We start from the raw sequence: 22,937 nt of genomic DNA on the forward strand, positions 1-22,937 counted from the left end.
CCGTGACCCGCGGAACCCGCACGGCGCACCGCGGCGCCGTCCCGGACGACCACGTCATCGTGCTGTTCGGCGCCACCGGAGACCTGGCCCGGCGCAAACTGCTGCCGGGGCTCTTCCACCTCGCCAAGGCCGGGCTGCTGCCCGGCCGCTACCGGATCGTCGGCTCCGCCCCCGCCCGTGAGGCGCTCGACGACGACGAGTTCCGCAAACGGGCGCGGGAGTCGGTCGCCGAGTTCGGCAGGTCCGGGCCCGAGGGCAAGGCGTGGCAGACGTTCGAGGAGGCGCTGTCCTTCGGCGCCGCCGACCCCGAGGACCCCGGGCCGCTGCTGGCGGCGGTGCGCGACGCCGAGCAGGCCGTGGGCGGCGGGGCGCGCCGGCTGTTCCACCTCGCCGTGCCGCCGAAGGCCTTCGCGTCCGTCATCGAGATGCTCGGCGCGACGGGTCTCGCCGAAGGCGCCCGGGTCATCGTGGAGAAGCCGTTCGGCACGGACCTGCCCTCCGCGCGGGCCCTCGACGCGACGATCCACGCCGTCTTCGACGAGTCGCGGGTCTTCCGTATCGACCACTTCCTCGGCAAGGAGTCGGTCGACAACATCCTGGCGCTCAGGTTCGCCAACGGCCTGCTGGAGCCGGTGTGGAACCGCGAGCACATCAGCCATGTGCAGATCGACGTGCCGGAGAAGATCGGGATCGAGGGCCGCGCCCGGTTCTTCGAGGGCACCGGCACCTTCCGCGACATGATCGTCACCCATCTCTTCCAGCTGCTCGCCTTCGTGGCGATGGAACCGCCCACCGCGCTGGCCGCCAAGTGCCTGCGCGACGAGAAGGAGAAGGTGTTCCAGTCCATGCGGCCGCTGGACCCGGCGCACGTGGTGCGCGGCCAGTACGACGGCTACCGCGGCGAACCGGGCGTCGACCCCCGCTCGGACACCGAGACCTTCGTCGCGCTGCGCGTCGAGCTGGACAACTGGCGCTGGGCGGGCGTGCCCTTCTATCTGCGATCCGGCAAGTCGCTCGCGGAGGGGCGGCACGTGGTGACGCTCGGCTTCCGGGAGCCCGCCCTGCGGATGTTCGCACTGCCCTCCCACCACCGCCACCGCACCAACGAGCTGGTGATCGACTTCGCCGACCCGGGCAGGATCGCCGCCCGCTTCCTGGTGAAGGAGCCAGGGCCCGCGATGCGGCTCAGCGAGGCCGAGATGGTCTTCAGCTACGCCGAATCCTTCAACACCATGTACGCGCTGGAGGGGTACGAGCGCCTCATCCTGGACGCGATGCTCGGCGACCAGTCCCTGTTCACCCGTTCCGACGGCATCGAACGGCTCTGGGAGGTGTCCACCCCGCTGCTGGACAACCCGCCGCCGGTGGAGCCCTACGCGCCCGGCTCCTGGGGGCCGGAGAGCATCGGCCGTCTCGTCGGCCCGTACCGCTGGAGCCTGCCGGACGGCCGGTGACGTGACCGGAAGCCGCGGAGCGGGCCGCCGCGGGACCGGGAGCCGCGCGGGACCGGGAGCCGCGGGACCGCGGCCCGCGTCCGCTCCCGGGGCGCCGGCCGACCGGCGTCCGGCGTCTGATGTCCGGTGTCTGGTGTCCGATGTCCGATGTCCGGTGTCTGATGTCCGAGGCTCCCGGGAGCCGGCCGGCCCTGGGGGCTTCCGGCCCGGTCCCGCGGGAGCCGGGACGCCGTGTACCGGGCCCGGTCCCGCCGGCGGCCCGCTCCGCGGGTGCCGGGCGGGGCTCCGGGCGGCGGGCTGCTCCGGATGGCACCCGGCACGTCATCCCCACGGGGTACGCGTGTGCGGCGGGCGTACGCCCCCGCCTCCGCGGCCCCCGGCGCCTCCTAGCCTCGACCGCATGCTGGGGCTACCCGATCATGTGCGCACCTGTCTGTTCGACCTCGACGGCGTCCTCACCCGCACGGCGAAGGTCCACGCCGCGGCCTGGAAGGAGATGTTCGACGACTTCCTGCGCGGGCGCGCGGACCGCGAGGGCACCGACTTCGTGCCGTTCGACGCCGTCCGCGACTACGACGAGTACGTCGACGGCCGGCCCCGCGAGGACGGCGTCCGCACCTTTCTCGCCTCCCGCGGCGTCGAACTGCCCGACGGGGCGCCCGACGACCCGCCGGAGCGGGACACGGTGGGCGGTCTGGGCACCCGCAAGAACGAACTGGTGCTCCGCCGGATCAGGGAGGACGGCGTGGAGGCGTACGAGGGCTCCGTCGCCTATGTGCACGCCGTCCGCGACGCGGGGCTGCGCACCGCCGTCGTCTCCTCCAGCGCCAACTGCCGGGACGTGCTCGCCGCCGCCGGTATCGACGACCTGTTCGACGAACGGGTCGACGGGGTCGTCGCCCGGGAGCAGCGGCTCCACGGCAAGCCGGCGCCCGACACCTATCTGGCCGCGGCCCGCGCCCTCGGCGTCCCGCCCGCGGAGGCGGCCGTGTTCGAGGACGCGCTCGCCGGCGTCGAGGCGGGCCGGGCCGGGAACTTCGGCCTGGTGGTGGGCGTCGACCGCGCCGGGCAGGCCGAGGAGCTGCGGCGGCACGGGGCGGACGTGGTGGTGGACGACCTGGCCGAACTGATGGAGTCGCGATGATCAGCCAATCCGGCTACACGGTCGAACCCTGGCGCCTGCGCGAGACCGGGCTCGACCTCGACCTGCTCGCTCAGAGCGAGTCCGTCTTCGCCCTCGCCAACGGGCACATCGGCTGGCGCGGCAACCTCGACGAGGGCGAGCCGCACGGGCTGCCCGGCTCCTACCTCAACGGCGTCCACGAACTCCATCCGCTGCCGTACGCCGAAGCCGGATACGGCTACCCGGAGTCCGGCGAGACGATGATCAACATCACCGACGGCAAGATCATCCGGCTGCTCGTCGACGACCATCCCTTCGACCTGCGCTACGGCGAACTCGGTGCCCACGAACGGGTACTGGACTTCCGCACCGGCGTCCTGCACCGCACGGCGGAGTGGACCTCGCCGGGCGGCCGCACCGTCCGCATCACCTCCGAGCGGCTGGTGTCGCTCACCCAGCGCGCCATCGCCGCCATCGCCTACGAGGTCGAGCCGCTCGACGGACCCGCCCATGTGGCCGTCCAGTCCGAGCTGGTCGCCAACGAGCAGATGCCGCACGAACCCGGCGACCCCCGGGTGGCCGCGGTCGTCGACGCGCCGCTGGAGCCGGAGGAGCACTCCGCGCGGGGCACCGGGCTGCGGCTGGTCCACCGCACCCGGCGCAGCGGCCAGCGGGTGGCGGCCGCGGCCGACCATGTCGTCGAGGGCCCGGACGGGACGGACTGGTCCGCGGAGAGCGAGCCGGACGTCAGCCGGCTCACCGTCACCGCGACGCTGAAGCGCGGCGAGCGGCTGAGGCTGGTGAAGTTCGTCGGGTACGGGTGGTCGGCCGAGAGGTCGCTGCCGGCCATGCACGACCAGGCCGACGCGGCGGTCGCCGCCGCCCGCAGCACGGGCTGGGACGGGCTGCTCGCCGAGCAGAGGGCCTTCCTGGACCACTTCTGGTCCTGCGCCGACGTCGAGGTGGAGGGCGACGCGCAGATCCAGCAGGCGGTGCGCTTCTCCCTGTTCCACGTGCTCCAGGCGGCCGCCCGCAGCGAGGAGCGGGCCATTCCCGCCAAGGGGCTGACGGGTACCGGCTACGACGGGCACTCGTTCTGGGACGTGGAGTCGTTCGTCCTGCCGATGCTGACCTTCACCGCCCCCCGGGCCGTCGCCCCGGTGCTGCGCTGGCGGCACGCGACCCTGCCCGCGGCACGGGACCGGGCCCACACGCTCGGGCTGGCCGGAGCGGCGTTCCCCTGGCGGACCATCAGCGGAGCCGAGTGCTCCGCCTACTGGCCCGCCGGCACGGCCGCCTTCCACGTCAACGCGGACATCGCTCGGGCCGTGGCGCGCTATGTGGCGGCCACCGGGGACGAGGAGTTCGAGCGCGGGCCCGGACTGGAACTGCTGGTGCACACGGCACGGCTGTGGCGTTCGCTCGGCCACCACGACCCGGAGGGCGTCTTCCACGTCGACGGTGTGACCGGCCCCGACGAGTACAGCGCCATCGCCCGCGACAACCTCTACACCAACCTGATGGCGCGGTGGAACCTGCTGGCCGCGGCGGAGGCGGTCGCCCGGCACGCCGACCGGGCGGAGGAACTGGGCGTCGGCGAGGAGGAGGCGGCCGCCTGGCGGGACGCCGCCGCCCGGACGGCCGTGCCGTACAACGAGGACCTCGGTGTGCACGAGCAGTCCGCCGGGTTCACCACGTTCCAGCACTGGGACTTCGCGAACACCCCGGCCGACCGGTACCCGCTGCTGCTGCACTTCCCCTACTTCGACCTCTACCGCAAACAGGTCGTCAAACAGGCCGACCTGGTCCTCGCCATGGTGACCTGCCCGGACGACTTCACGGCGGAGGAGAAGGCCCGCAACTTCGCCTACTACGAGGCGCTGACCGTGCGAGACTCGTCACTGTCGGCGTGCTGCCAGGCCGTCATGGCGGCCGAGACCGGGCATATGCGGCTCGCCTACGCCTATCTGGGCGAGGCGGCGCTGATGGATCTGGAGAACCTGGAGCACAACACCCGGGACGGACTGCACATCGCCTCCCTCGCCGGCACCTGGATGGCCCTGGTGGCCGGGCTGGGCGGCATGCGGCAGCACGAGGACGAGGAGGGGGTACGCCGACTGGGCTTCGCCCCCAGGCTGCCGGAGGCGCTGTCCGGTCTGCGGTTCACGGTGCTGGTGCGGCAGCGCAGACTGCGGGTGGACATCCGCCCGCACGCGGTCCGCTACACCCTGGAGAAGGGTGAGCCGCTGCAGATCCTGCACCACGGCGAACCGGTCGCGCTCTCCGCCGGCCCACCCGTGGAACTCCCCGTCCCCCCGCTGCCGGTGCTGCCCGAGCCGCAGCAGCCCCAGGGCCGCCGCCCGGCCGACCGGGCGCTGTCCGTCCCGGCCGCCCCCGACGCCGCGGACGGCTGACCCACGCCGCCGGGCGCGTGCCCGGTGCCGTGTTCTGTGTTCTGAGGCGGGTGTGGCGCCGTCCGAGATGCTACCGGGGCGGCGGGAAGGCGGCGCGGGCCGCCCGCGCGTCATCAGTCCTTGAGGAACGCGAGCCGAGGATCCGTCAGGTTGGGAGTGATCTCGATGATCTCGGCCGTCACGACGTCGTGGACCACGAACGGGTCCTCGGCGACTCTCGCCCGGAAGTCCTCCAGTGTGAGCCCCGCGGCGAGCACCGCGCCGCCCTGGCCCGGCTGGATGCTTCCCACCAGTAGGAAGACGCCCTCCTCCACGCCCCGGCGGATCCAGTTCTGGTGCCCCTCCATGTGCTCGGCGGCGGCGGACTTGTTGGCAGAGAAACGAAGCAGGGCGACGTGCACGAGAATCTCCTCACGTAGACGGGATGCGGTCCAGGGAAACGCGATCCGCGGGAATGCGATCCAGGAAAGGGAAAGGGGCGGGCAGGAGCGGACGCGGCTCAGCGCGCGCCGTCGGTGGACGGGCGGGAGGCCAGTCGCCCGGACAGCCAGGTGTCGATCCGGTCGACCTCGCGGTACACGAAGTCGCCGTCCTGGAAGGCGTTCGACAGCATGGCGGTCCCCTGGCTGAACGCCAGGACGTGCATCGCGATGTCATCGGATTCGGTTTCGCATCCGAGTTCCTCGAACTGCTCGCGCAGCCAGGTGCGGAAAAGCTCGAAGACGCCCACGGCGTGCGCGCGGGCGGGATGGCCGAGCTTGGCGAGTTCGTTCGTCAGCGTCCCGACCGGGCAGCCGTAGTTCTCGATGTCGCCGCGGTTGGTGATGACGATCCCGACGAACCGCCGTACGCGATCGAGCGGGTCCGCCGAAGCGTCAGCCCATGCGTCGAGCATCTTCCGGGTGCTCGCCAACCGGGCCTCGATCACCGCCTGGAGGATCTCGTCCTTGGTCTTGAAATGGTAGTAGAAGTTGCCCCGGGAGATCCCCACCGCCTCCGCGATCGCCGCGAACGACGTTGACTCGAAGCCCTGCTCGTAGAACAGCCGGTTCGCGGCATCGACGATCTGCTCGCGCGTACCCATGGCCACACCTCACACTCGACGGCCCCTACGGCCCCTACGGCCCCTACGGCCCCTACGGCCCCTACGGCCCCTACGGCCCCTACGGCCCCTACGGCGTGCGGCGATGTCCCGCCTGGCCGGCGACGGCCGGCACGTACTCCCGCGCAGCCCTTCGGGTACGGGGGTTCCCCCGCGCTGCGTTGTCGGACTCCTCCGAGTACGCCCGGTACGGGGATGACCCTCCGACCTGCGGTCGCACGTACCGGATGCCGCAGGCCCCGCCCGGCGGGCGGAGCTGTATTCGCAACACATCCTAGGACGGTCGTCCTAGGCGACGGCTCCGACTCTAGGACATTCGTCCTAGCCTGGGCAAGGCCGACGTGCCGCCAGCGCCCGGTCCCGCGGCACCACCCGGACGACCACCGGTCACCACCCGGCAGACCACCGGTACCGAGCCTGTTCGCCCTCTGGACGATCCGCCGCCCGACCGGCATCACCCGACGTCGGACTTCAGCCCTGCGAACGACCGGATACCCGGCGGCCGTGGTCAGCCGCCGTCCGTGCGCTCCAGCAGTGCCGCCGGGCCCGCGGCGAACAACTGCGCCAGGGGCAGGGGAGCCCCGCCCGTGAACTCCCGGCCCGGAGAGAGCAGGTCCGCCCACCGCCCGGCCGGGAGCGGCAGCGAGGTGTCCCGCCAGCCGCCCGACTCCTCCAGCCGCAGCGCCAGCCTGGTCACCGCCGTGACCACCTCGCCCGAGCGGGCGAATGCCACGCAGTGCGCCGCCGCGGGCCCGTCCGCCGCCAGCGGAGCGTATGAGCCCGACCCGCCGAAGACCTCCGGGCGTCGCCGGCGCAGACCCAGCGCCGCCCTCGTCAGCGCTGTCTTCCGGTCCTCGTCCCGTTCCCGGAACGGCCGCCGGTTGTCCGGGTCGACCAGCGCGACGTAGTCGGCCTCCGTCCCCTGGTAGAGGTCGGGGACCCCCGGCATCGTCAGATGGACCAGCGCGGCGCCGAGCGCGTTGGCCTGTACATACGCGTCCAGTTCCCGGACGAACAGGGCCACCTGGTGCATGGCGCGCCCGGCCGGTCCCGCCTCCACGAACTCCCGCACGGCCCGCTCGTACCCCTCGTCCGGCTCGGTCCAGCCGGTGTGCAGCCCCGCCTCCCGCGCCGACTTCAGCAGCGCCGGACCCAGCCGCCCCGGGTCGGGCACACCGAAGCCGGTCGCCGTCTGCCAGGCCGTCCAGGCGAAGTGACGGTCCGGGGCCGGCGCCCAGTCCAGGCCCGTCAGCAGCCGCTCCCACCGCTCCGGGCACTGGGACAGCACCGCGATCCGCGCCCGGACGTCCGCACTGCGCTTGGTGTCGTGTGTGGAGAGCACCGTGCCCGAGGCCGGCCAGTCCCGGGCGATCCTGCCGCAGTAGGCGTGGAACTCCTCCGGGGCCACCGCCGGCCGGCCCGGGTCGCCGCCCACCTCGTTGGCCGACAGCAGCGGTACATAGCGGTAGAAGGCCGTGTCCTCAACCGACTTCGCGCGCAGCGCCGACGACGTCTGCGCGAACCGCGCCCGGAACGCACGCTGGTCCGGGCCGTCCCCGAGCCGGCCGAGCGCCAGGTCCCGGACCACGTCCACCGCGTCGCCCTCCCGGGCCACCGCGAACGCCGCCCTCGCCCGCAGCGCCGCGTCCGCGGTCACCACCGACTCGCCGCCGGTGCGGTACGGCCGGTAGACGGGCACCCGCACCAGCAGTTCGCGGATCGCGGTGCGCAGTGCCCAGGGCGCGTGGTCGCGCAGCGCCGGGTCCGCGGCGCAGACCCGTTCGGCCAGCCGCGCCAGGGCCTCGGTCTCGGCCGCCAGCTCGTGCGTCACCACCGTGCGGGCGGCGCGCCGTACGGTCGCCCCCCAGTAGCCGCCGCGGTCCCCGGCGGGGGCGGTGTGGTCCCGGTACCGCCGCAGCAGCTCCCCGGCCCCGTCCGGGTCGGTGAACAGCCCGTCGATCCGGTACAGCGCGTCGTAGCCGGTGGTGCCGGCCACCGGCCAGGAGGCCGGCAGCCGCTCGTCGCCGGTGAGGATCTTCTCGACGACGGTCCAGCAGCCGCCGGTCGCCTCGTTCAGCCGCAGCAGATAGCCCTCCGGGTCGGCCAGCCCGTCCGGGTGGTCGATCCGCAGGCCCTCGACGACCCCGTCCCGCACCAGCTCCAGGATCTTGGCGTGGGTGGCGGCGAAGACCTCCGGGTCCTCCACCCGGAGGCCGATCAGATCGGAGACGGTGAAGAACCGGCGGTAGTTCAGCTCGGTGCGGGCCAGCCGCCACCAGCCGAGCCGGTACCACTGGGCGTCCAGCAGCTCGGGCAGCGGAAGCTCCTGCGTCCCCTCCCGCAGCGGGAACGCGTGTTCGCCGTAGTGCAGGCTTCGCCCCTCCACCCGCAGCGCGCCGAACTCCTCGCCCAGCCGGTCGCCGAGCACGGGCATCAGCACCTTCCCGCCGCCCGCGTCCCAGTCGATGTCGAACCAGCGGGCGAACGGCGACCCGGGCCCCTCCCGCAGCACCTCCCGGAGGGCCCGGTTGTACCGGGGGAACGCGGCCATGTGGTTCGGCACGATGTCGACCACCAGTCCGAGGCCGTGCCCGCGGGCGGTGCGGGCCAGCGCGCGCAGCCCCGCCTCGCCGCCGAACTCCTCCCGCACCCGGCCGTGGTCGACGACGTCGTACCCGTGCCGGGAGCCGGGCACCGCCTCCAGGACGGGGGAGAGGTGCAGATGGGAGACACCGAGGCCGGCGAGGTAGGGGACCGCCTCCTCGGCGGCCCGGAAGGGGAAGTCCGGTTGCAGTTGGAGCCGGTATGTGGAGGTGGGCGTCATGCGAACGTACGTACCCGGATCGGGCCCCTCTGTGTCATCGGCCGCCGCACCGGCGGCGGCCATCGGCCGAACGTTCACCTGATACGGGGAACGCGCGGGCGGTGGCCGGGGAAGGGGCCGGGGCGGTGGCCGGGGAAGGGGCCGGGGCCCGGCCGGGCGCGTTCGCCCGGGAGGCGTTCCGTGGGGCCGTGCGGCGGGAACGTACGGCGGGGAACGTACGGCGCGGAACGCCCGCCGGGAACATGCACGGGAACGTCCACCGGAACCTCCGCCGGGAACGTCCGGCGCGGATCCGGGCAGGGGAGGTGCTCCGCGCGGTGTCGCCGCTCGCCGCGCCCCTTCTCCGCGGTCTCTCCGCCGCTTCTCCGCCGCCTCTCCGCCCGTGATCCCGCGCACCGGCCGCCCTCGTCCGCCCGCCGAGGGCGAGCCGCGGTGAGCGGACTGACGGCGCTCGCTCCTCATCGGCGCCCTACGCGGGCCGCCGCAGCACCGTCAGACTTCGGCTGATCATCCTGATCCGCTCGCCCGCGTCCACCTTCGGCCCCTGTCCCGGGGGGACGCCCTCGGGCCGGGCGGTGTCGACCACGACCTGCCACTGCAGTCCGTGGTCGACCGGTACGGCGAAGTCCAGGTCCTCGTCGCTCGCGTTGAACATCAGCAGGAACGAGTCGTCGGAGATCCGCTCGCCCCGCGGCCCCGGCTCCGAGATGGCGTGGCCGTTCAGGAAGACGGTCAGGGCCCTGGCGTGGGCGGCCTGCCAGTCCCGCGAGGTCATCTCGCCGCCTTCCGGCGTGAACCAGGCGATGTCGGAGAGTTCGTCGTGCGTGCCCTCGACCGGCCTGCCGTGGAAGAAGCGCCGCCGCCGGAACACCTGGTGGTCGCGGCGCAGCCACACCATCGCCCGGGTGAACGCCAGCAGCGTGCCGTCCTGGTCGGCCGTCGACTCCGGCCAGCGCACCCAGGCCAGCTCGTTGTCCTGGCAGTACGCGTTGTTGTTGCCCCGCTGGGTGCGGGCGAACTCGTCGCCGTGGCTGAGCATCGGCACACCCTGCGACAGCATCAGCGTCGCGATGAAGTTGCGCATCTGGCGGTTGCGCAGCTCCCGGACCGAGCCGTCCTCCGTCTCGCCTTCCGCGCCGCAGTTCCAGGACCGGTTGTGGCTCTCCCCGTCCCGGTTGCCCTCCCCGTTGGCCTGGTTGTGCTTCTCGTTGTACGAGACGAGGTCGTGCAGGGTGAAACCGTCGTGGCAGGTGACGAAGTTGACGGAGGCGAGGGGGCGCCGGCCGTCGTCCTGGTACAGGTCGGAGGAGCCGGTGAGCCGGGACGCGAACTCGGCGAGGGTGCGCGGCTCGCCGCGCCACAGGTCCCGCACGGTGTCCCGGTACTTGCCGTTCCACTCCGTCCACAGCGGCGGGAACTTGCCCACCTGGTAGCCGCCCTCGCCGACGTCCCACGGCTCGGCGATCAGCTTGACCTGGCTGACCACCGGGTCCTGCTGGACCAGGTCGAAGAACGACGACAGCCGGTCCACCTCGTGGAACTGCCGTGCGAGCGTCGCCGCCAGGTCGAAGCGGAAGCCGTCGACGTGCATCTCGGTCACCCAGTACCGCAGCGAGTCCATGATCAGCTGGAGCACGTGGGGTGAGCGCATCAGCATCGAGTTGCCGGTGCCGGTCGTGTCCATGTAGTACCGGCGGTCCTCGGTGAGCCGGTAGTAGGAGGCGTTGTCGATACCGCGGAACGAGAGCGTCGGGCCGAGATGGTTCCCCTCGGCCGTGTGGTTGTAGACGACGTCGAGAATGACCTCGATGCCGGCCTGGTGCAGGGCCCGCACCGCGGACTTGAACTCCAGGACCTGCTGGCCCCGGTCGCCCCAAGAGGCATAGCTGTTGTGCGGGGCGAAGAACCCGATGGTGTTGTAGCCCCAGTAGTTGTCCAGACCCGCGTCGACCAGCCGGTGGTCGCTGACGAACTGGTGTACGGGCATCAACTCCAGTGCCGTGACGCCCAGTTCCGACAGATGCGAGATCACTTCGGGGTGGGCGAGACCCGCGTACGTCCCGCGCAGTTCCTCCGGCAGCGCGGGGTGCAGCATCGTCAGGCCCTTGACGTGCGCCTCGTAGATGACCGTGCGGTGGTAGTCGGTGCGCGGCGGACGGTCGTCACCCCAGTCGAAGTACGGGTTGACGACGACCGACGCCATCGTGTGCGGCGCCGAGTCCAGGTCGTTGCGCGAGTCGGGTCTGCCGAAGTGGTAGCCGTAGACCGCCTCCCCCCAGTCGACGCGGCCGCTCATCGCCCGCGCGTACGGGTCGAGGAGCAGTTTCGCCGAGTTGCACCGCTGCCCGTGCTCGGGCTCGTACGGGCCGTGCACCCGGAAGCCGTAGCGCTGCCCGGGCATCACGCCCGGCAGGTAGGCGTGGCGCACGAAAGCGTCGGTCTCGCGGAGCTCGACCGCGGTCTCGGAGCCGTCGTCGTGGAGCAGACACAGCTCGATTCGGTGGGCGGCCTCTGAGTAGACCGCGAAGTTGGTGCCGGCGCCGTCGTAGGTGGCACCGAGTGGATACGCCTGTCCCGGCCAGACCTGCATAGATAGAACTCTTCCACTTCTGATCCGGGTGCGGGGGACCTCTTCGGCCAGATCCTCCCCGAAAGTCGCGCAAGCTCCTAGGACTCACCGCCGTCCTACCGGGTGACCACGGCCGCGAACGGGCAGCCGAACCGGTGGCGAAACCGGTAGCGAACCGGTAGCAAAGGGCCGGAAGGACACCCATGCTCGGCGGGGCGCACTGCTCCGCAGGGTCGGCCGGGGTCCGCGGCGCCTCACCGCGGACCCGGCCGAAGCCGGGCCCACCGAAGACCGGGGCCGCCGTGCCGCCCTGCCGCCGTGTGGCTGCCGGTCCCGGTCGTCCCGTGCCGTTCCGCGTCCAGAGGCGCGGGCCGGCTCGTCACGTCACGGCGCTCGACCTCACCACCTCACCGCCTCGCGGCACCACCGCCTCGCGACCGGGAGGACCGGGAGGAGTGAAAGGAGTGGAAGGAGCGGGAGGAGCGGGAGGACCGGGCCTGCGTGCTGTTCGCCGTGCCGCGCACCCGGGTCCGCGCCACCGGGCGCCGCCGGCACCCTGGACGCCCGCGTCAACGGCGAGCCGCCTGACTACCCGGACGGGTGGGTCCGTACCGGCTTCCAGCACGCCCCGCGGGAGGAGGACCGGCGGCCGGCGCACGTCCACCGGCAGGGCCTCCCGCTTCCACCCAGCGACGTCGCGGCTATGAGTCCGCTCACCCCGGAGCACCTCGGCGGCCGGAACGCTGCGCCACCGTGCGGGAGTTGGGCGAAGAGCCTGTGGATCCTGCTGCACCGTGTCCCGCTCCCGGAGTACCCTTCCTTGATCGTTGAAGACGGTGTGCGGGAGCAGAAGGCGGTGCACGGGTGAGCTCCGGAGGGCTTGAGCTACCCCCAGGTGACACGGGTCACGACGGGGACTCCTCCGACGCGCCGCCGGGCGCGGTCTCCCTAGCCCGGCCGGTGGACACGGGATCCGAGATCGGGCCCGAACTGGAGTGGAGCGCGGACGCCTGGAGCGAGGTGCGCACCCGCGCCCAGCGGGCGGGGCGGGCGTACATCTGGCTGAATCTGGTCGAGCAGCGACTGCGCGCCGTCGTGGCCGCGGTGCTGAGGCCGGTCTACGAACCCGTGCACGGCGAGGAGTGGGTCGTCGCCGCGGCCGGCCCGGCCGGTCAGGAGTGGGTGCAGCGGGCCGTCGCGGTACGGGAGGTCAGCCGCCGCAAGGGCTACCTCCTGGACCCCGCCGACGACAACGTCCTCAGCTTCCTCACCCTGCCGCAGCTCAGGGAGCTGATGGTCCAGCACTGGCCCTGTTTCGCACCGTACTTCGACGACCGGCGCGACGTCGAACTGGCGCTGGACGAGCTGGAGGTCGCGCGGAACGTCGTCTCCCGCAACCGGGCGCTGAACGAGACGGTGCTCGCCCAGGCCGAACGGGCCTCGGCACGGCTGCTGGAGATCCTCGGCAGCGGCGCCGGCGTGCCGTCCGGCGACCGGCTCCCGGTGGACGCGGTCGAGGACCTCGTGGGAGACCGGTACGCGGACGTGGTCTCCATCCACCCCGACCGGGTGCGGTTGCAGCGGCAGCTTCCGGCCGAGGACCTGTTCGGCGGCGCCCGGCGCCTCGACGCCGTCGGCATAGGCCTGAACCTCCTGGTGCAGAACTTCTCCGGGCGGCGGCTGGTGCGGCTGGCGGAGTCCGGCTGCCGGGTCCGGCTGCTCTTCCTCAACCCGGCCAGCAGCGCCGTGAAGCGCCGTGAGCGCGAACTGGGCCTGCGGAAGGGTGAACTGAGCCGCTCGGTGGAGATGAACATCCTCCATATGCGGCGGGTGCGCTCACGGCTCCGGGACCCGGGGGCGTTCGAGATCCACGTCTTCGACGAGACGCCGCGCTTCACCGCGTACCTCGTGGACGGGGACGGGGCGGACGGGCTCGCCGTCGTCCAGTCCTACCTCCGGCGGGCGCGCGGTATGGAGGCGCCGGTGCTGGTCCTGCGCGGCGGCGGCCGGACGGTGGTGCGATCGGATCAGGATTCCGAGCACGGGCTCTTCCAGACCTACCGTGAGGAGTTCGAGTCGGTATGGGGCGACTCCCGCCCGGTGTCCTGACCCGGCCGTGTGCCCCCGGCGGACGGCCTGTGGAGGGAGTGTCAGTGCCGCGTGCGAGAGTTCTCGTCAGCAGCACCGAAGCGCACGCACCGAGGAAGCACCAGGCAGCACGCACCGAGGCAGCACGCAACAAGCAGCACCAACCGGCATCAAGCAGCACCGAGGCAGGGCCGAGCAGCACCGACAAGGGGGGGCGGATGACCTGGCACCAGGAGCCACTGGTGGGCTTCGACCTGGAGACGACGGGCACGGACCCGCTCTCGGCACGGATCGTGACGGCGGCGGTCGTCACGGTCGACGGCGACGGCACGGTGCGTCGGCGCACCTGGTTGGCGGACCCCGGCATCCGCATCCCCGCCCAGGCGACGGCGATCCACGGCATCACCAGCGAGCGGGCGGCGGCAGAGGGGCGCCCCGCGGGGGACGTGGCGGCTGAGACGGCGGCGGTGCTGGCCGCTCACTGGGCGCGGGGGATACCGGTCGTGGCGTACAACGCGGCGTTCGACCTCACCCTGCTCGCCGCCGAGCTGCGACGGCACGGTCTGCCGCCGCTCCGGGACCCCGCCCCGGTCGTCGACCCCTACACCATCGACCGCGCGGTCGACCGCTACCGGCGCGGCAAGCGCACCCTGGAGGCGGTCTGCGCGGAGTACGGAGTGGTCCTCGACGACCCGCACGAGGCGTCGGCGGACGCCTTGGCGGCCCTCCTGGTCGCCCGGGCGATAGCCGACCGGCATCCGTCCGTCGCCGCTCTCACCCCGTCCGCCCTCCACGCCCGCCAGATCCGCTGGTACGCGGAATGGGCCGCGGACTTCCAGTCCTTCCTCCGGCGCAAGGGTGAGAAGGACGCGGTCGTCGACGGCAGCTGGCCGCTGCGCGCCCCGGCATCGGTCCCCGGCTGATCCCACCCTGCCGGCCGGCCCGCCCGCTTCGGTGTCCCGCCGCCGGTGGCCGGTCTGGTGGTACCGGTGCGGGCGGCTCTGCGCCCCCGGTGTCCCGGCGAGGTGCCGATGCTGCGTATCCGGGTTCCCGTGACGGAGGGCCTGCCCTCGTTCCCGGTGCGGGCGCCCGGCCTGCCATGGCGCCCCCGTGCCCTCGTGCCCGTGCGGCACCCGCCGGCTCCGCCGGGCCCGGGCAACGCTGTTCCTGGCGCCGGGCCCGGGCAACGCTGTTCCTGGCGCCGGGCCCGGCGTCGCGGTCCACCGCGGTGAGGCCCCCCGCTGCCGCGGACCCACGGCCTCGGCCGCCGGGTAACCGGTGCGGCCGGCCGATCGGCACCGGGGGGCGGAACCGTTCAGAACGGGTGCCAGCGGGCCCCGGGGTCGTCCTCGCGCAGGGACGCGACACGGCGGCGGAACTCGGCCAGGGCACGGGAGTTCGTGGGTGCGTGCTGAGCCACCCAGGCGCAGCTCGCCGTCTCCCGGGCGCCGCGCAGCACCGCACAGCCGTCCCACTCGCGCACGTCCCACCCGTAGGCGCGGGTGAACGCGTCGTATGCCGCCGGGGCGAGTCCGTAGCGGTCGCGGGAGAGGGCCAGGACGACCAGGTCGTGCTCGCGCAGATCGGAGGAGAAGGTTTCCAGGTCGACCAGTACCGGGCCATCGGGCCCGACCAGAACGTTGCGCGGGAGCGCGTCGCCGTGGATCGGCCCGCGCGGCAGGTGCGGCGCCAGCGCGGCGACCGCGGTCGCGAATCCGTTCCGGCGCTCCCGCAGATAGGCCGCGTCCGCGGGGTCGATCGCGTCACCCGCCAGCCGCAGCCAGCGCTCGACGCCTCCGAGCAGTTCCCGGCGCGGCAGTGTGAACGGCGCCTCCGGCAGTGCGTGCACCCGCCGCAGCAGAGGCGCCAGATCCCGCGGCTCCGCCGGGCGCACGGCCTTCGGCAGCCGGTGCCACACCGTCACCGGATGACCCTCCACCAGCCGTGCCCTAGGCTCCGCGGCCCGTACCGCCGGGACGCCGGCGGCTGCCAGCCACTCGGACACCGCCAGCTCCCGCCGTGCGCGCTCCAGCAGATCGGCGCCCCGTCCGATCCTCACCACGATGCCGCCGACCGCGAACACCGCGTTCTCGCCGAGCGCCAGCAACTCCCCGTCCCGAGGCAGCCCGGCCGCCGCGAGCACCTCCCGGCCGCGCGTCTCGTCCATGGCGCGGATTCTCGCATCCGCAGGTGGACCGGCTGGGAGGAGCCGGGGAGGCGGTCGGCCGAGGCGGTCGGCCGAAGGCGGCGGTTCGATCCCCGCCCGCCGTCGACGTGACCGATGCCGCATCACGCGGCGGCCGGCAATCGAGTAGAACGAGATGTATCGCCTTGCCTAGTCTGACGGCGTGATCACAACAAAGCGGGCCCATATCGCCATGTTCTCCATCGCCGCCCACGGGCACGTGAACCCGAGCGTCGAAGTGATCCGGGAACTCGTGGCCCGCGGGCACCGCGTCAGCTACGCGATCCCGCCGTCCTTCGCCGGGAAGGTCGCCGCGACCGGCGCGGAACCGGTGCTCTGGAACTCCACGCTGCCGACCGACGACGAGCCGGACCGCTGGGGCACCGAACCGGTCGACCACCTCGAGCTGTTCCTCGGCGACGCGATCCAGGCGCTGCCGCAGCTCGCCGAGGCGTTCGCGGGGGACGAACCGGACCTCGTCCTGCACGACATCACCTCCTACCCCGCGCGCGTCCTCGCCCGGCGCTGGGGCGTGCCCGCCATCTCCCTCTCGCCGAACCTCGTTGCCTGGGAGGGCTACGAGGAGGAGGTCGGCGAGCCGATGACCGCCGCCATCAGGGCGACCGAGCGGGGCAGGGCCTACTACGCCCGCTTCGGGTCCTGGCTGTCGGAGAACGGGATCGGTGTCCACCCCGACCCGTTCGTCGGCCGCCCGGCCCGCTCCCTGGTGCTGATCCCCAGGGCACTGCAGCCCAACGCCGACCGGGTCGACGAGCGCGTCCACTCCTTCGTCGGCACCTGCCGGGGTGACCGTACGGAGCAGGGGGAGTGGCGACGGCCCGCAGGTGCGGGCAAGGTGCTGCTGGTCTCCCTCGGCTCGACCTTCACGAAGCAGCCCGCCTTCTACCGGGAGTGTGTGAAGGCCTTCGGTGAACTGCCCGGTTGGCATGTGGTGCTGCAGATCGGCAGGTTCGTGGATCCGGCGGAACTGGGCCGTGTGCCCGCGAACATCGAGGTGCACGACTGGGTGCCGCAGCGGGCGGTCCTCGAGCAGGCGGACGCCTTCGTCACGCATGCCGGCGCCGGCGGCAGCCAGGAGGGGCTGGCCACCGCCACACCCATGGTCGCGGTCCCGCAGGCGGTCGACCAGTTCGGCAACGCCGACATGCTCGCCTCGCTCGGTGTGGCCCGCCGTCTGCCGATGGAGGAGGCCACCGCGGACAGTCTCCGGGAGGCCGTGCTCACGCTGTCGGCCGACCCCGAGGTGGCGGTCCGGCTGGAGGAGGTCCGCCGCTCGATGCTCCTGGAGGGCGGTACGCGCCGGGCCGCCGATCTCATCGAGGCCGAACTGCCGCAGACCGTCGACCACGTCGACTAGCCGCCCCCGGCCGACCGGACTCCGGTGGCCGCCGTGCCCTCCCCCACGGGGCACGGAGGCCGTCCTATGGTGGGCGGCATGGTGCGTCCTGACGGCTGGTCCGGGCTCGCGGACGGGAGTCCCGTCCGGCCGGACACCGCCGTGCCCGGTGGCAGGTCCCGGTCCGCCGCGGAGACGCGGCGGTCTCCGCGGGACGTCGGGAGCTCCTGCAAAGGCAGCAAGCACGCGGGCCGCGGCGTGGAGCGAACCTCGCGGCCTCGTCATACTCACAGCGGAGAAGCCGAACCCCGCACGCACGCACGCACGGACGGACGGAAAGGGGAACGGGGAAACGTGCTCGGGTGAGCACCGTACCCCTGACTACCAATGGCGAAGACCCACGCGTACGCCGCGCTGCTGCGCGGCATCAATGTCGGCGGCCACCGCAAGGTCCCGATGGCCGACCTGCACGGCCTGGTGACGGACCTCGGCCACGGCCATGTGCGCACCTATCTGCAAAGCGGAAACGCCGTGTTCACCAGCGAGACGGACGACGAGGACGGGCTCGCGCGCGGCATCGAACGCGCCGTCGAGGAGCGCTTCGGCTTCACCGTGGACTGCCTCGTGCGCGGCGGGCCGTACCTCAGCTCGATCGTCGGCGACTGCCCCTTCCCGGCGGGACGGCTTGAGGGCAGGCAACTGCATGTCACCTACTTCTCGGAGCGCGTCGAGCCGGAGCGGTTCGACGGTGTGGACCGGGACGCCCATCTGCCGGAGGACTTCCGGCTCGGGGACCGCGCTCTGTATCTGTACACCCCAGGGGGGATCGGCCGTTCCAGGCTGGCCGACGCGCTGGCGCGGGCGAGCGTGAGGAAGGGCCTCGTCGCCACGACCCGCAACTGGAACACGGTAGGCAAGCTCGCGGAGATGACGACCGGCGAACCAGCCTGAGCGCAGGGGGCCGGAGGCCGTCGGCCCCCGGCCCCGCTCTCGCCCGGGTGGCCGGGAGCGGCGGGCCGGGGCCCGGGCCCGGGGTACGTGGTGCGGGGTATGTGGTGCGGGGTACGTGGTGCGGGCCGGTCACCCCGACCGCGCGCCGAGCCCCGTCAGCGCCGCCGGAAGCTGCGGTGCCAGCTGAGTCCGCCGGGCAGCCGGACCGATGCCCTGCTGCGGCCGCCGCTGCCCCGGGTGATGTGGGCCCGGCGCGTGCCGAGGCTCAGGGACCAGCCGTGCGTACCGACGTTCAGGTGCAGCAGCCTCGGGATGAGTGTGATCCGCTTGTGGTAGTACAGCGACATGTCGGCCTCCTCGTGGACATCATGCGCCGCCGGCTCGGAGTGTCCGTCACGACGGTGCCACGATCGTGTCACCGCGGGGCCGGTGCCCCGTCTGTCCGCACGGTCGTGCCCGCAGTGCCCGCAGTGCCCGCAGTGGTGCGGTGGCCGGTTGACCGGGTGACCGGGTGGCGGGGGCAGTGGTGACCGGCCGGAGGACGGTTGTCGGTGCCGCGCCCTATCGTCGGTCCCATGTACGACGACGGTGACGGGCCGCCCCGCCCGGGCGGCGAGCGCGAGGCGCGGGCGCGGGCCGCCGAGGTGCGCGTCGCGTTCGAGGGCATGCTGCAGATCCGCCGGCTGACCGGCACCGGCACCGCCGACCCCGAGGCGGTCCCCGCCCCCTGGGAACGGGGGCGGATGGTCCGTGCCGTGGCGCTCGCGCTGGAGGCGGCCGGCATCGCGCCCTCCGCCGTCGACGCCGACTCCGGGCGGCGGGTGGCCACCGGGTACCGCGTGGCGGGAGTACCGGACGAACCGGGCACGGTCAGCGTCGAATGGCTCGGACCGCACGGCGGCGGGGCCGCCGGCGAGGAGGAGGGCGCCCTCGCCGACTGCGCCCGGGTGCTCCGGCGCCTCGGCTGGGACGCCCTGGTGTACCGCGGGCGGAACCGCCGTCGCTTCGTGGAGGTGCGTCCGCCCCATCCCGGATGCTGAACGGCCGGCCGGGTGCGGCGAACGGGCCCGGCGGCCCGGCGCCCGCCGGCCCGCCCGGGCAGGACGCTCAGCCGACGGCGGCGGCGAGGCGGCGGCCTGCCCGGGCCTCGTCGTACCGGCTCAGCATCAGCCGGGCCAGCTCGGGCGAGGGGCCGAGCACATCGGCCAGCACGTCCGCGCCCGCTGCCCGGGCCCCGTCCGCGATCCGGTCCGGCAGCCGGCCGGGGGCGATGACATACGGCGCCACCGCCACCCGTTCCAGACCCCCGGCGCGCAGCGCCCGGACCGCGTCACCGGGACCGGGCGGGCTGGTCGCGGTGACGGCGGAGGCGAACGCGGGCCGCACCGCGCACCAGCCGGTGCGCCGCAGCTCCCGCGCCATGGCGGTGATCACCGCCATGGCCTCCGGGTCGGAGGAGCCCGCCGAGGCCAGGACGACGCCCGTGCCGCGCTTGTCGGCGGGGGTCAGTCCGGCCTCGTACAGCCGCTGTTCGACCGCGTCCAGCAGCAGGGGGGACGGGCCGAGTACGCCCGCCTGGGCGATCCGGAGCCGCGGGTGCCGGGCCCGCGCCTCGTCGAGCACGGACGGGATGTCCGACTTCGCGTGGAAGGCCCGGGTCAGCAGCAGCGGCAGCGCGACCACCTCTCCCACCCCGTCGTCCGCCATCCGCTCGAGGACCTGGGGCACGGTCGGCGCGTTGAAGTCCAGGAACGCCGTGCCGACCCGCACCTCGGGCCGCTGCGACCGCACATGCCGCACCAGGGCGTGCACGGTCGCGGCATGGCGCGGGTCGCGGCTGCCGTGGGCGACGACGAGAAGGGCGGGGCGGGCGGGGCCGTACACGGGATCAGCTCAGCTCTTGACGAGGAGCCCGCGGCTGCGGAGCACCCGGCGCTCCAGCGGGCTGAAGACGAGCAGTTCGACGGCGACACCGACGACCAGGATGAGGAGGATCGCCAGGAACACGCCGGGCATGTCGATGTTGTTGCGGCCGTTCTCCAGCAGTTGGCCGAGGCCGAGGCCGAGGTCGGGGGAGGAGGCGATGATCTCGGCCGCCATCAGCGAGCGCCAGGAGAAGGCCCAGCCCTGCTTCAGACCGCCCAGATAGCCCGGCAGGGCGGCCGGCATGACGATGTGCCAGGTCCCCCTCAGGCCGGTGGCGCCGAGCGTCCGCCCGGCCCGCAGGAACAGCGGAGGCACCTGGGTCACCCCGGACACCAGCCCGTTGGCGATCGACGGCACCGCGCCGAGCAGGATGACCGCGTACATCATCGAGTCGTTCAGGCCGAGCCAGATGACGGCCGGCGGCACCCACGCCACCGACGGCAGCGACTGGAGGCCGGAGAGGACCGGGCCGATCGCGGCACGCACGAAGGCCACCCGCGCCACCAGCAGACCCAGCGGGGTGCCGATGGCCAGGGCCAGCAGGAAGCCGAACAGGCCGCGTGACACGCTGGTCCAGATGACGTCGAACAGGGTGCCCTGAAGCCACATGTCGGACAGGCCCGCCCACACCGCGGACGGGGCGGGCAGCTTGTCCTCGGTGGTGACCCGCGCCGAGACGAGGAACTGCCACCCCGCCAGGACGAGGGCGACCGCGACGACCGGCGGCACGGCCTTCTTCAGGAGGACCTCGCGCACCGGCGTGCGGCGGACCTCGACGGCGTCGAGGGCGTCCAGGCCGGCCTCGAGACCGGCGAGGTCGTCCGGCCCGGCGGGCGACCCGCCCGCCCCCGTGACTCCGGCGCGGGTTTCAGTGCTGGCCATGTCGGCGGATCTCCCCACGCAGTTGTTCGGTGATCTCGACGGACAGGTCCGCCACGGCGGCGTCCTCGATACGGCGCGGCTGCGGGATGTCCACGGCCCACTCGCGGGCCACCCGGCCGGGCCGCGACGACAGCAGTACCACCCGCTGGGCGAGCCGGACCGCCTCCCGGACGTTGTGCGTGACGAAGAGCACCGACACGTTCGTCTCGCGCCAGATCCGCGTCAGCTCGTCGTGCAGAACGTCCCGGGTGATGGCGTCGAGTGCCGCGAACGGCTCGTCCATCAGCAGCAGATCGCTGTCCTGCGCGAGGGCCCGGGCCATGGCGACCCGCTGGCGCATTCCGCCGGACAGCTCGTGGACGCGTTTGCCGTGGGCGCCGCCGAGCCGGACCAGCTCCAGCAGCCGCTGCGCCTCCTCGCGGCGCCCGGCCTTGGGGACACCGCGCAGCCGCAGCGCCAGTTCGACGTTCCTGCCCGCGGTCAGCCACGGGAAGAGGGCGTGCTCCTGGAACATCAGGGCGGGCCGTCCGCCGGGCGTCTCGATGGTGCCGCTGGTCGGTCGGTCCAGCCCCGCGACCAGGTTGAGCAGGGTGGACTTGCCGCATCCCGACGCCCCGAGGATGGTGACGAACTCGCCGGGGGCGACGTCCAGAGTGATGTCGTCGAGGACGAGCTGCGATCCGGCCGGACCGCGGAAGGACTTCGAGACGTGCTCGATCCTGGCGGCGTGCGACACCGCGGTGGTGTCCTCGGCGGCCTCGGCGTACGTGGTGGCCATGGTCGTCACCTCCTGGGAGTGTTACCGGGCGGAATGCGGGTGTCAGGGGCTGCCGAGGCCGGCGTCGGAGACCTGGGGTCTGCCCTCGGCCCTCAGCACCTTGTTCAGCGGCGTCAGGTCGTAGATGCCGCCCAGGTCGGGCTCGTCGACGAGCCCGGCCCGCACCGCCCACTCGGACTGCGTCCTGAGGGTGGCGGCGAGCGGATCGTCCATGACCCGGATGCCCGGCCAGGCCCGGTCGACGACCTCCGGGGGGAGTTCCCCGCCGGTCTCGGCCTTCAGGGCCGCGTTGGCGGCGGCCCCGGCCTTCTCCGGGTTGGCGTTGATCCAGGCGTTCGTCCTCACCGTGCCGCGGAGCACCGCCTCGACGACGTCCGGATGCTCCTTCAGGAACGACTGCGACACGACCACGTTGGTGATCACGAACTTCCCGCCGGGCCAGAGCGCGGACTCCTCCAGGAGGACCTTCGCGCCCTCGGAGACCAGCTTGGACGCGGTCGGCTCCGGCACCCAGGCGCCGTCGACCGAACCGGACCTGTAGGCGTCGGGGGTGATCCTGGCGTTCGCGCGGACCACCGAGACGTCGCCCCTGCCGCTCTCCGCGTCGACCTTCCAGCCCTTCTCCGCGATCCAGTTGAGGAACGCGACGTCCTGGGTGTTGCCCTTCTGGGGGGTGGCGATCCGCTTGCCCCTGACATCGTCCGGGGTCTTGATCCGGTCCGGGTCGACGACGAACTTCACACCGCCGGAGGCGGAGCCGGAGATGATCCGCAGATTCCGGCCCTGCGACTTCACGTACCCGTTCACCGCGGGCGACGGGCCGATGAAACCGATGTCCAGCGAACCGCCGTTGAGGGCCTCGATCACGGACGGGCCGGCGTTGAGGACCTGCGGCTTGATCGCGGTGCCGCCGAGTTCCCTCTGGATCAGGCCTTGCCGGACGCCGACGAGCGCGGTGGCGTGGGTCAGGTTCGGGAGGTAGCCGATGCGGACGGTGTCGGCGGAGAGCTTCCTGCCCACCGCCGCCACCCCGGACGTCCTGTCGTCCTTGGCCTGTGAGCCGTAGCCGCAGGCGGTGGCGGCCACGGCCAGCAGGGGGAGGGCGGCGGCAGCGGCCAGGCCGCGGCGCAGGCTCGTACGGGATGCAGGCACGGAGGCTTTCCTCTCGGGGGCCCGGTTCTCACGTCCCCCGGCGGTACCGGGTGGTGCGGGACGAGGCCGGGGAGTCGGCGGGTCGGTGTCTTCGTCTGTCGGGCGGGCGGGGCGTCGCGCCGGTCTTCCGGT

18 protein-coding genes are annotated in these 22,937 nt (G+C 73.1%); 8 read left to right on the plus strand and 10 right to left on the minus strand.

Annotated features, from left to right (window positions below):
- The first annotated feature begins 2 nt into the window (after window positions 1-2).
- The 3 genes from zwf to DDQ41_RS26315 all read left to right on the plus strand — a co-directional run bounded on the left by zwf (window position 3) and on the right by DDQ41_RS26315 (window position 4,991).
- Window positions 3-1,454: a glucose-6-phosphate dehydrogenase gene (zwf, locus tag DDQ41_RS26305; RefSeq protein ID WP_109296687.1), complete on the plus strand. Its 1,452-nt coding sequence runs from the start codon at window positions 3-5 to the stop codon at window positions 1,452-1,454.
- Window positions 1,455-1,854: 400 nt separating this feature from the next.
- Window positions 1,855-2,598: an HAD family hydrolase gene (locus DDQ41_RS26310; protein ID WP_167450282.1), complete on the plus strand. Its 744-nt coding sequence runs from the start codon at window positions 1,855-1,857 to the stop codon at window positions 2,596-2,598.
- On the plus strand, window positions 2,595-4,991 hold the full coding sequence (locus tag DDQ41_RS26315; protein ID WP_109296689.1) for a glycoside hydrolase family 65 protein: 2,397 nt from the start codon (window positions 2,595-2,597) through the stop codon (window positions 4,989-4,991). Before DDQ41_RS26310 ends, DDQ41_RS26315 begins: the two co-directional genes overlap by 4 nt.
- Before the next feature lie 113 nt (window positions 4,992-5,104).
- Here DDQ41_RS26315 and DDQ41_RS26320 read toward each other — a convergent pair whose 3' ends face one another.
- The 4 genes from DDQ41_RS26320 to glgX form a co-directional block, all read right to left on the minus strand.
- Window positions 5,105-5,392 (minus strand): YciI family protein, encoded by a 288-nt coding sequence (locus DDQ41_RS26320; protein ID WP_109296690.1) that lies wholly within the window; start codon window positions 5,390-5,392, stop codon window positions 5,105-5,107.
- A 98-nt stretch (window positions 5,393-5,490) separates the two neighbouring features.
- Window positions 5,491-6,075: a TetR/AcrR family transcriptional regulator gene (locus tag DDQ41_RS26325; protein WP_109296691.1), complete on the minus strand. Its 585-nt coding sequence runs from the start codon at window positions 6,073-6,075 to the stop codon at window positions 5,491-5,493.
- 526 nt (window positions 6,076-6,601) lie between these two features.
- Complete coding sequence (gene treY, locus DDQ41_RS26330; protein WP_109297956.1) at window positions 6,602-8,917, minus strand: malto-oligosyltrehalose synthase; 2,316 nt, start codon at window positions 8,915-8,917, stop codon at window positions 6,602-6,604.
- 469 nt (window positions 8,918-9,386) lie between these two features.
- Window positions 9,387-11,507: a glycogen debranching protein GlgX gene (gene glgX, locus DDQ41_RS26335; RefSeq protein ID WP_109296692.1), complete on the minus strand. Its 2,121-nt coding sequence runs from the start codon at window positions 11,505-11,507 to the stop codon at window positions 9,387-9,389.
- An 843-nt stretch (window positions 11,508-12,350) separates the two neighbouring features.
- Between glgX and DDQ41_RS26340 the strand changes: the two genes are divergently transcribed.
- A complete protein-coding gene (locus DDQ41_RS26340) occupies window positions 12,351-13,595 on the plus strand; it encodes an SAV2148 family HEPN domain-containing protein (RefSeq protein ID WP_109296693.1) in 1,245 nt (414 codons plus the stop codon).
- 197 nt (window positions 13,596-13,792) lie between these two features.
- Window positions 13,793-14,497, plus strand: coding sequence for a 3'-5' exonuclease (locus DDQ41_RS26345; RefSeq protein WP_109296694.1), 705 nt, complete (start codon window positions 13,793-13,795; stop codon window positions 14,495-14,497).
- Window positions 14,498-14,889: 392 nt separating this feature from the next.
- Here the strand turns inward: DDQ41_RS26345 and DDQ41_RS26350 are convergent, their stop codons facing one another.
- On the minus strand, window positions 14,890-15,741 hold the full coding sequence (locus DDQ41_RS26350) for a phosphotransferase enzyme family protein (protein WP_109296695.1): 852 nt from the start codon (window positions 15,739-15,741) through the stop codon (window positions 14,890-14,892).
- 181 nt (window positions 15,742-15,922) lie between these two features.
- Between DDQ41_RS26350 and mgt the strand changes: the two genes are divergently transcribed.
- Together mgt and DDQ41_RS26360 are read left to right on the plus strand one after the other, a co-directional pair.
- A complete protein-coding gene (gene mgt, locus DDQ41_RS26355) occupies window positions 15,923-17,137 on the plus strand; it encodes a macrolide-inactivating glycosyltransferase (RefSeq protein WP_262508575.1) in 1,215 nt (404 codons plus the stop codon).
- 366 nt (window positions 17,138-17,503) lie between these two features.
- Window positions 17,504-18,067 (plus strand): DUF1697 domain-containing protein, encoded by a 564-nt coding sequence (locus tag DDQ41_RS26360; protein WP_109296697.1) that lies wholly within the window; start codon window positions 17,504-17,506, stop codon window positions 18,065-18,067.
- A 155-nt stretch (window positions 18,068-18,222) separates the two neighbouring features.
- Here DDQ41_RS26360 and DDQ41_RS26365 read toward each other — a convergent pair whose 3' ends face one another.
- Window positions 18,223-18,414: a DUF4236 domain-containing protein gene (locus DDQ41_RS26365; protein ID WP_109296698.1), complete on the minus strand. Its 192-nt coding sequence runs from the start codon at window positions 18,412-18,414 to the stop codon at window positions 18,223-18,225.
- Between the two features lie 228 nt (window positions 18,415-18,642).
- Here DDQ41_RS26365 and DDQ41_RS26370 point away from each other — a divergent pair, with 228 nt between their 5' ends.
- Entirely contained in the window at window positions 18,643-19,107 is a 465-nt protein-coding gene (locus tag DDQ41_RS26370; protein WP_109296699.1) for a hypothetical protein, read from the plus strand.
- 67 nt (window positions 19,108-19,174) lie between these two features.
- Here DDQ41_RS26370 and DDQ41_RS26375 read toward each other — a convergent pair whose 3' ends face one another.
- Genes DDQ41_RS26375 through DDQ41_RS26390 form a run of 4 tightly spaced genes read right to left on the minus strand, consistent with a single transcriptional unit; the run spans window position 19,175 to window position 22,805 of the window.
- Window positions 19,175-19,951 (minus strand): sirohydrochlorin chelatase, encoded by a 777-nt coding sequence (locus tag DDQ41_RS26375; protein WP_109296700.1) that lies wholly within the window; start codon window positions 19,949-19,951, stop codon window positions 19,175-19,177.
- Between the two features lie 9 nt (window positions 19,952-19,960).
- Window positions 19,961-20,875, minus strand: coding sequence for an ABC transporter permease (locus DDQ41_RS26380; RefSeq protein ID WP_109296701.1), 915 nt, complete (start codon window positions 20,873-20,875; stop codon window positions 19,961-19,963).
- Complete coding sequence (locus DDQ41_RS26385; RefSeq protein ID WP_109296702.1) at window positions 20,862-21,653, minus strand: ABC transporter ATP-binding protein; 792 nt, start codon at window positions 21,651-21,653, stop codon at window positions 20,862-20,864. Before DDQ41_RS26385 ends, DDQ41_RS26380 begins: the two co-directional genes overlap by 14 nt.
- Before the next feature lie 42 nt (window positions 21,654-21,695).
- On the minus strand, window positions 21,696-22,805 hold the full coding sequence (locus tag DDQ41_RS26390) for an ABC transporter substrate-binding protein (protein ID WP_109296703.1): 1,110 nt from the start codon (window positions 22,803-22,805) through the stop codon (window positions 21,696-21,698).
- Window positions 22,806-22,937: the final 132 nt, after the last annotated feature.

Source organism: Streptomyces spongiicola (assembly GCF_003122365.1).
In the GTDB taxonomy this organism is placed as follows: Bacteria; Actinomycetota; Actinomycetes; order Streptomycetales; family Streptomycetaceae; genus Streptomyces; species Streptomyces spongiicola.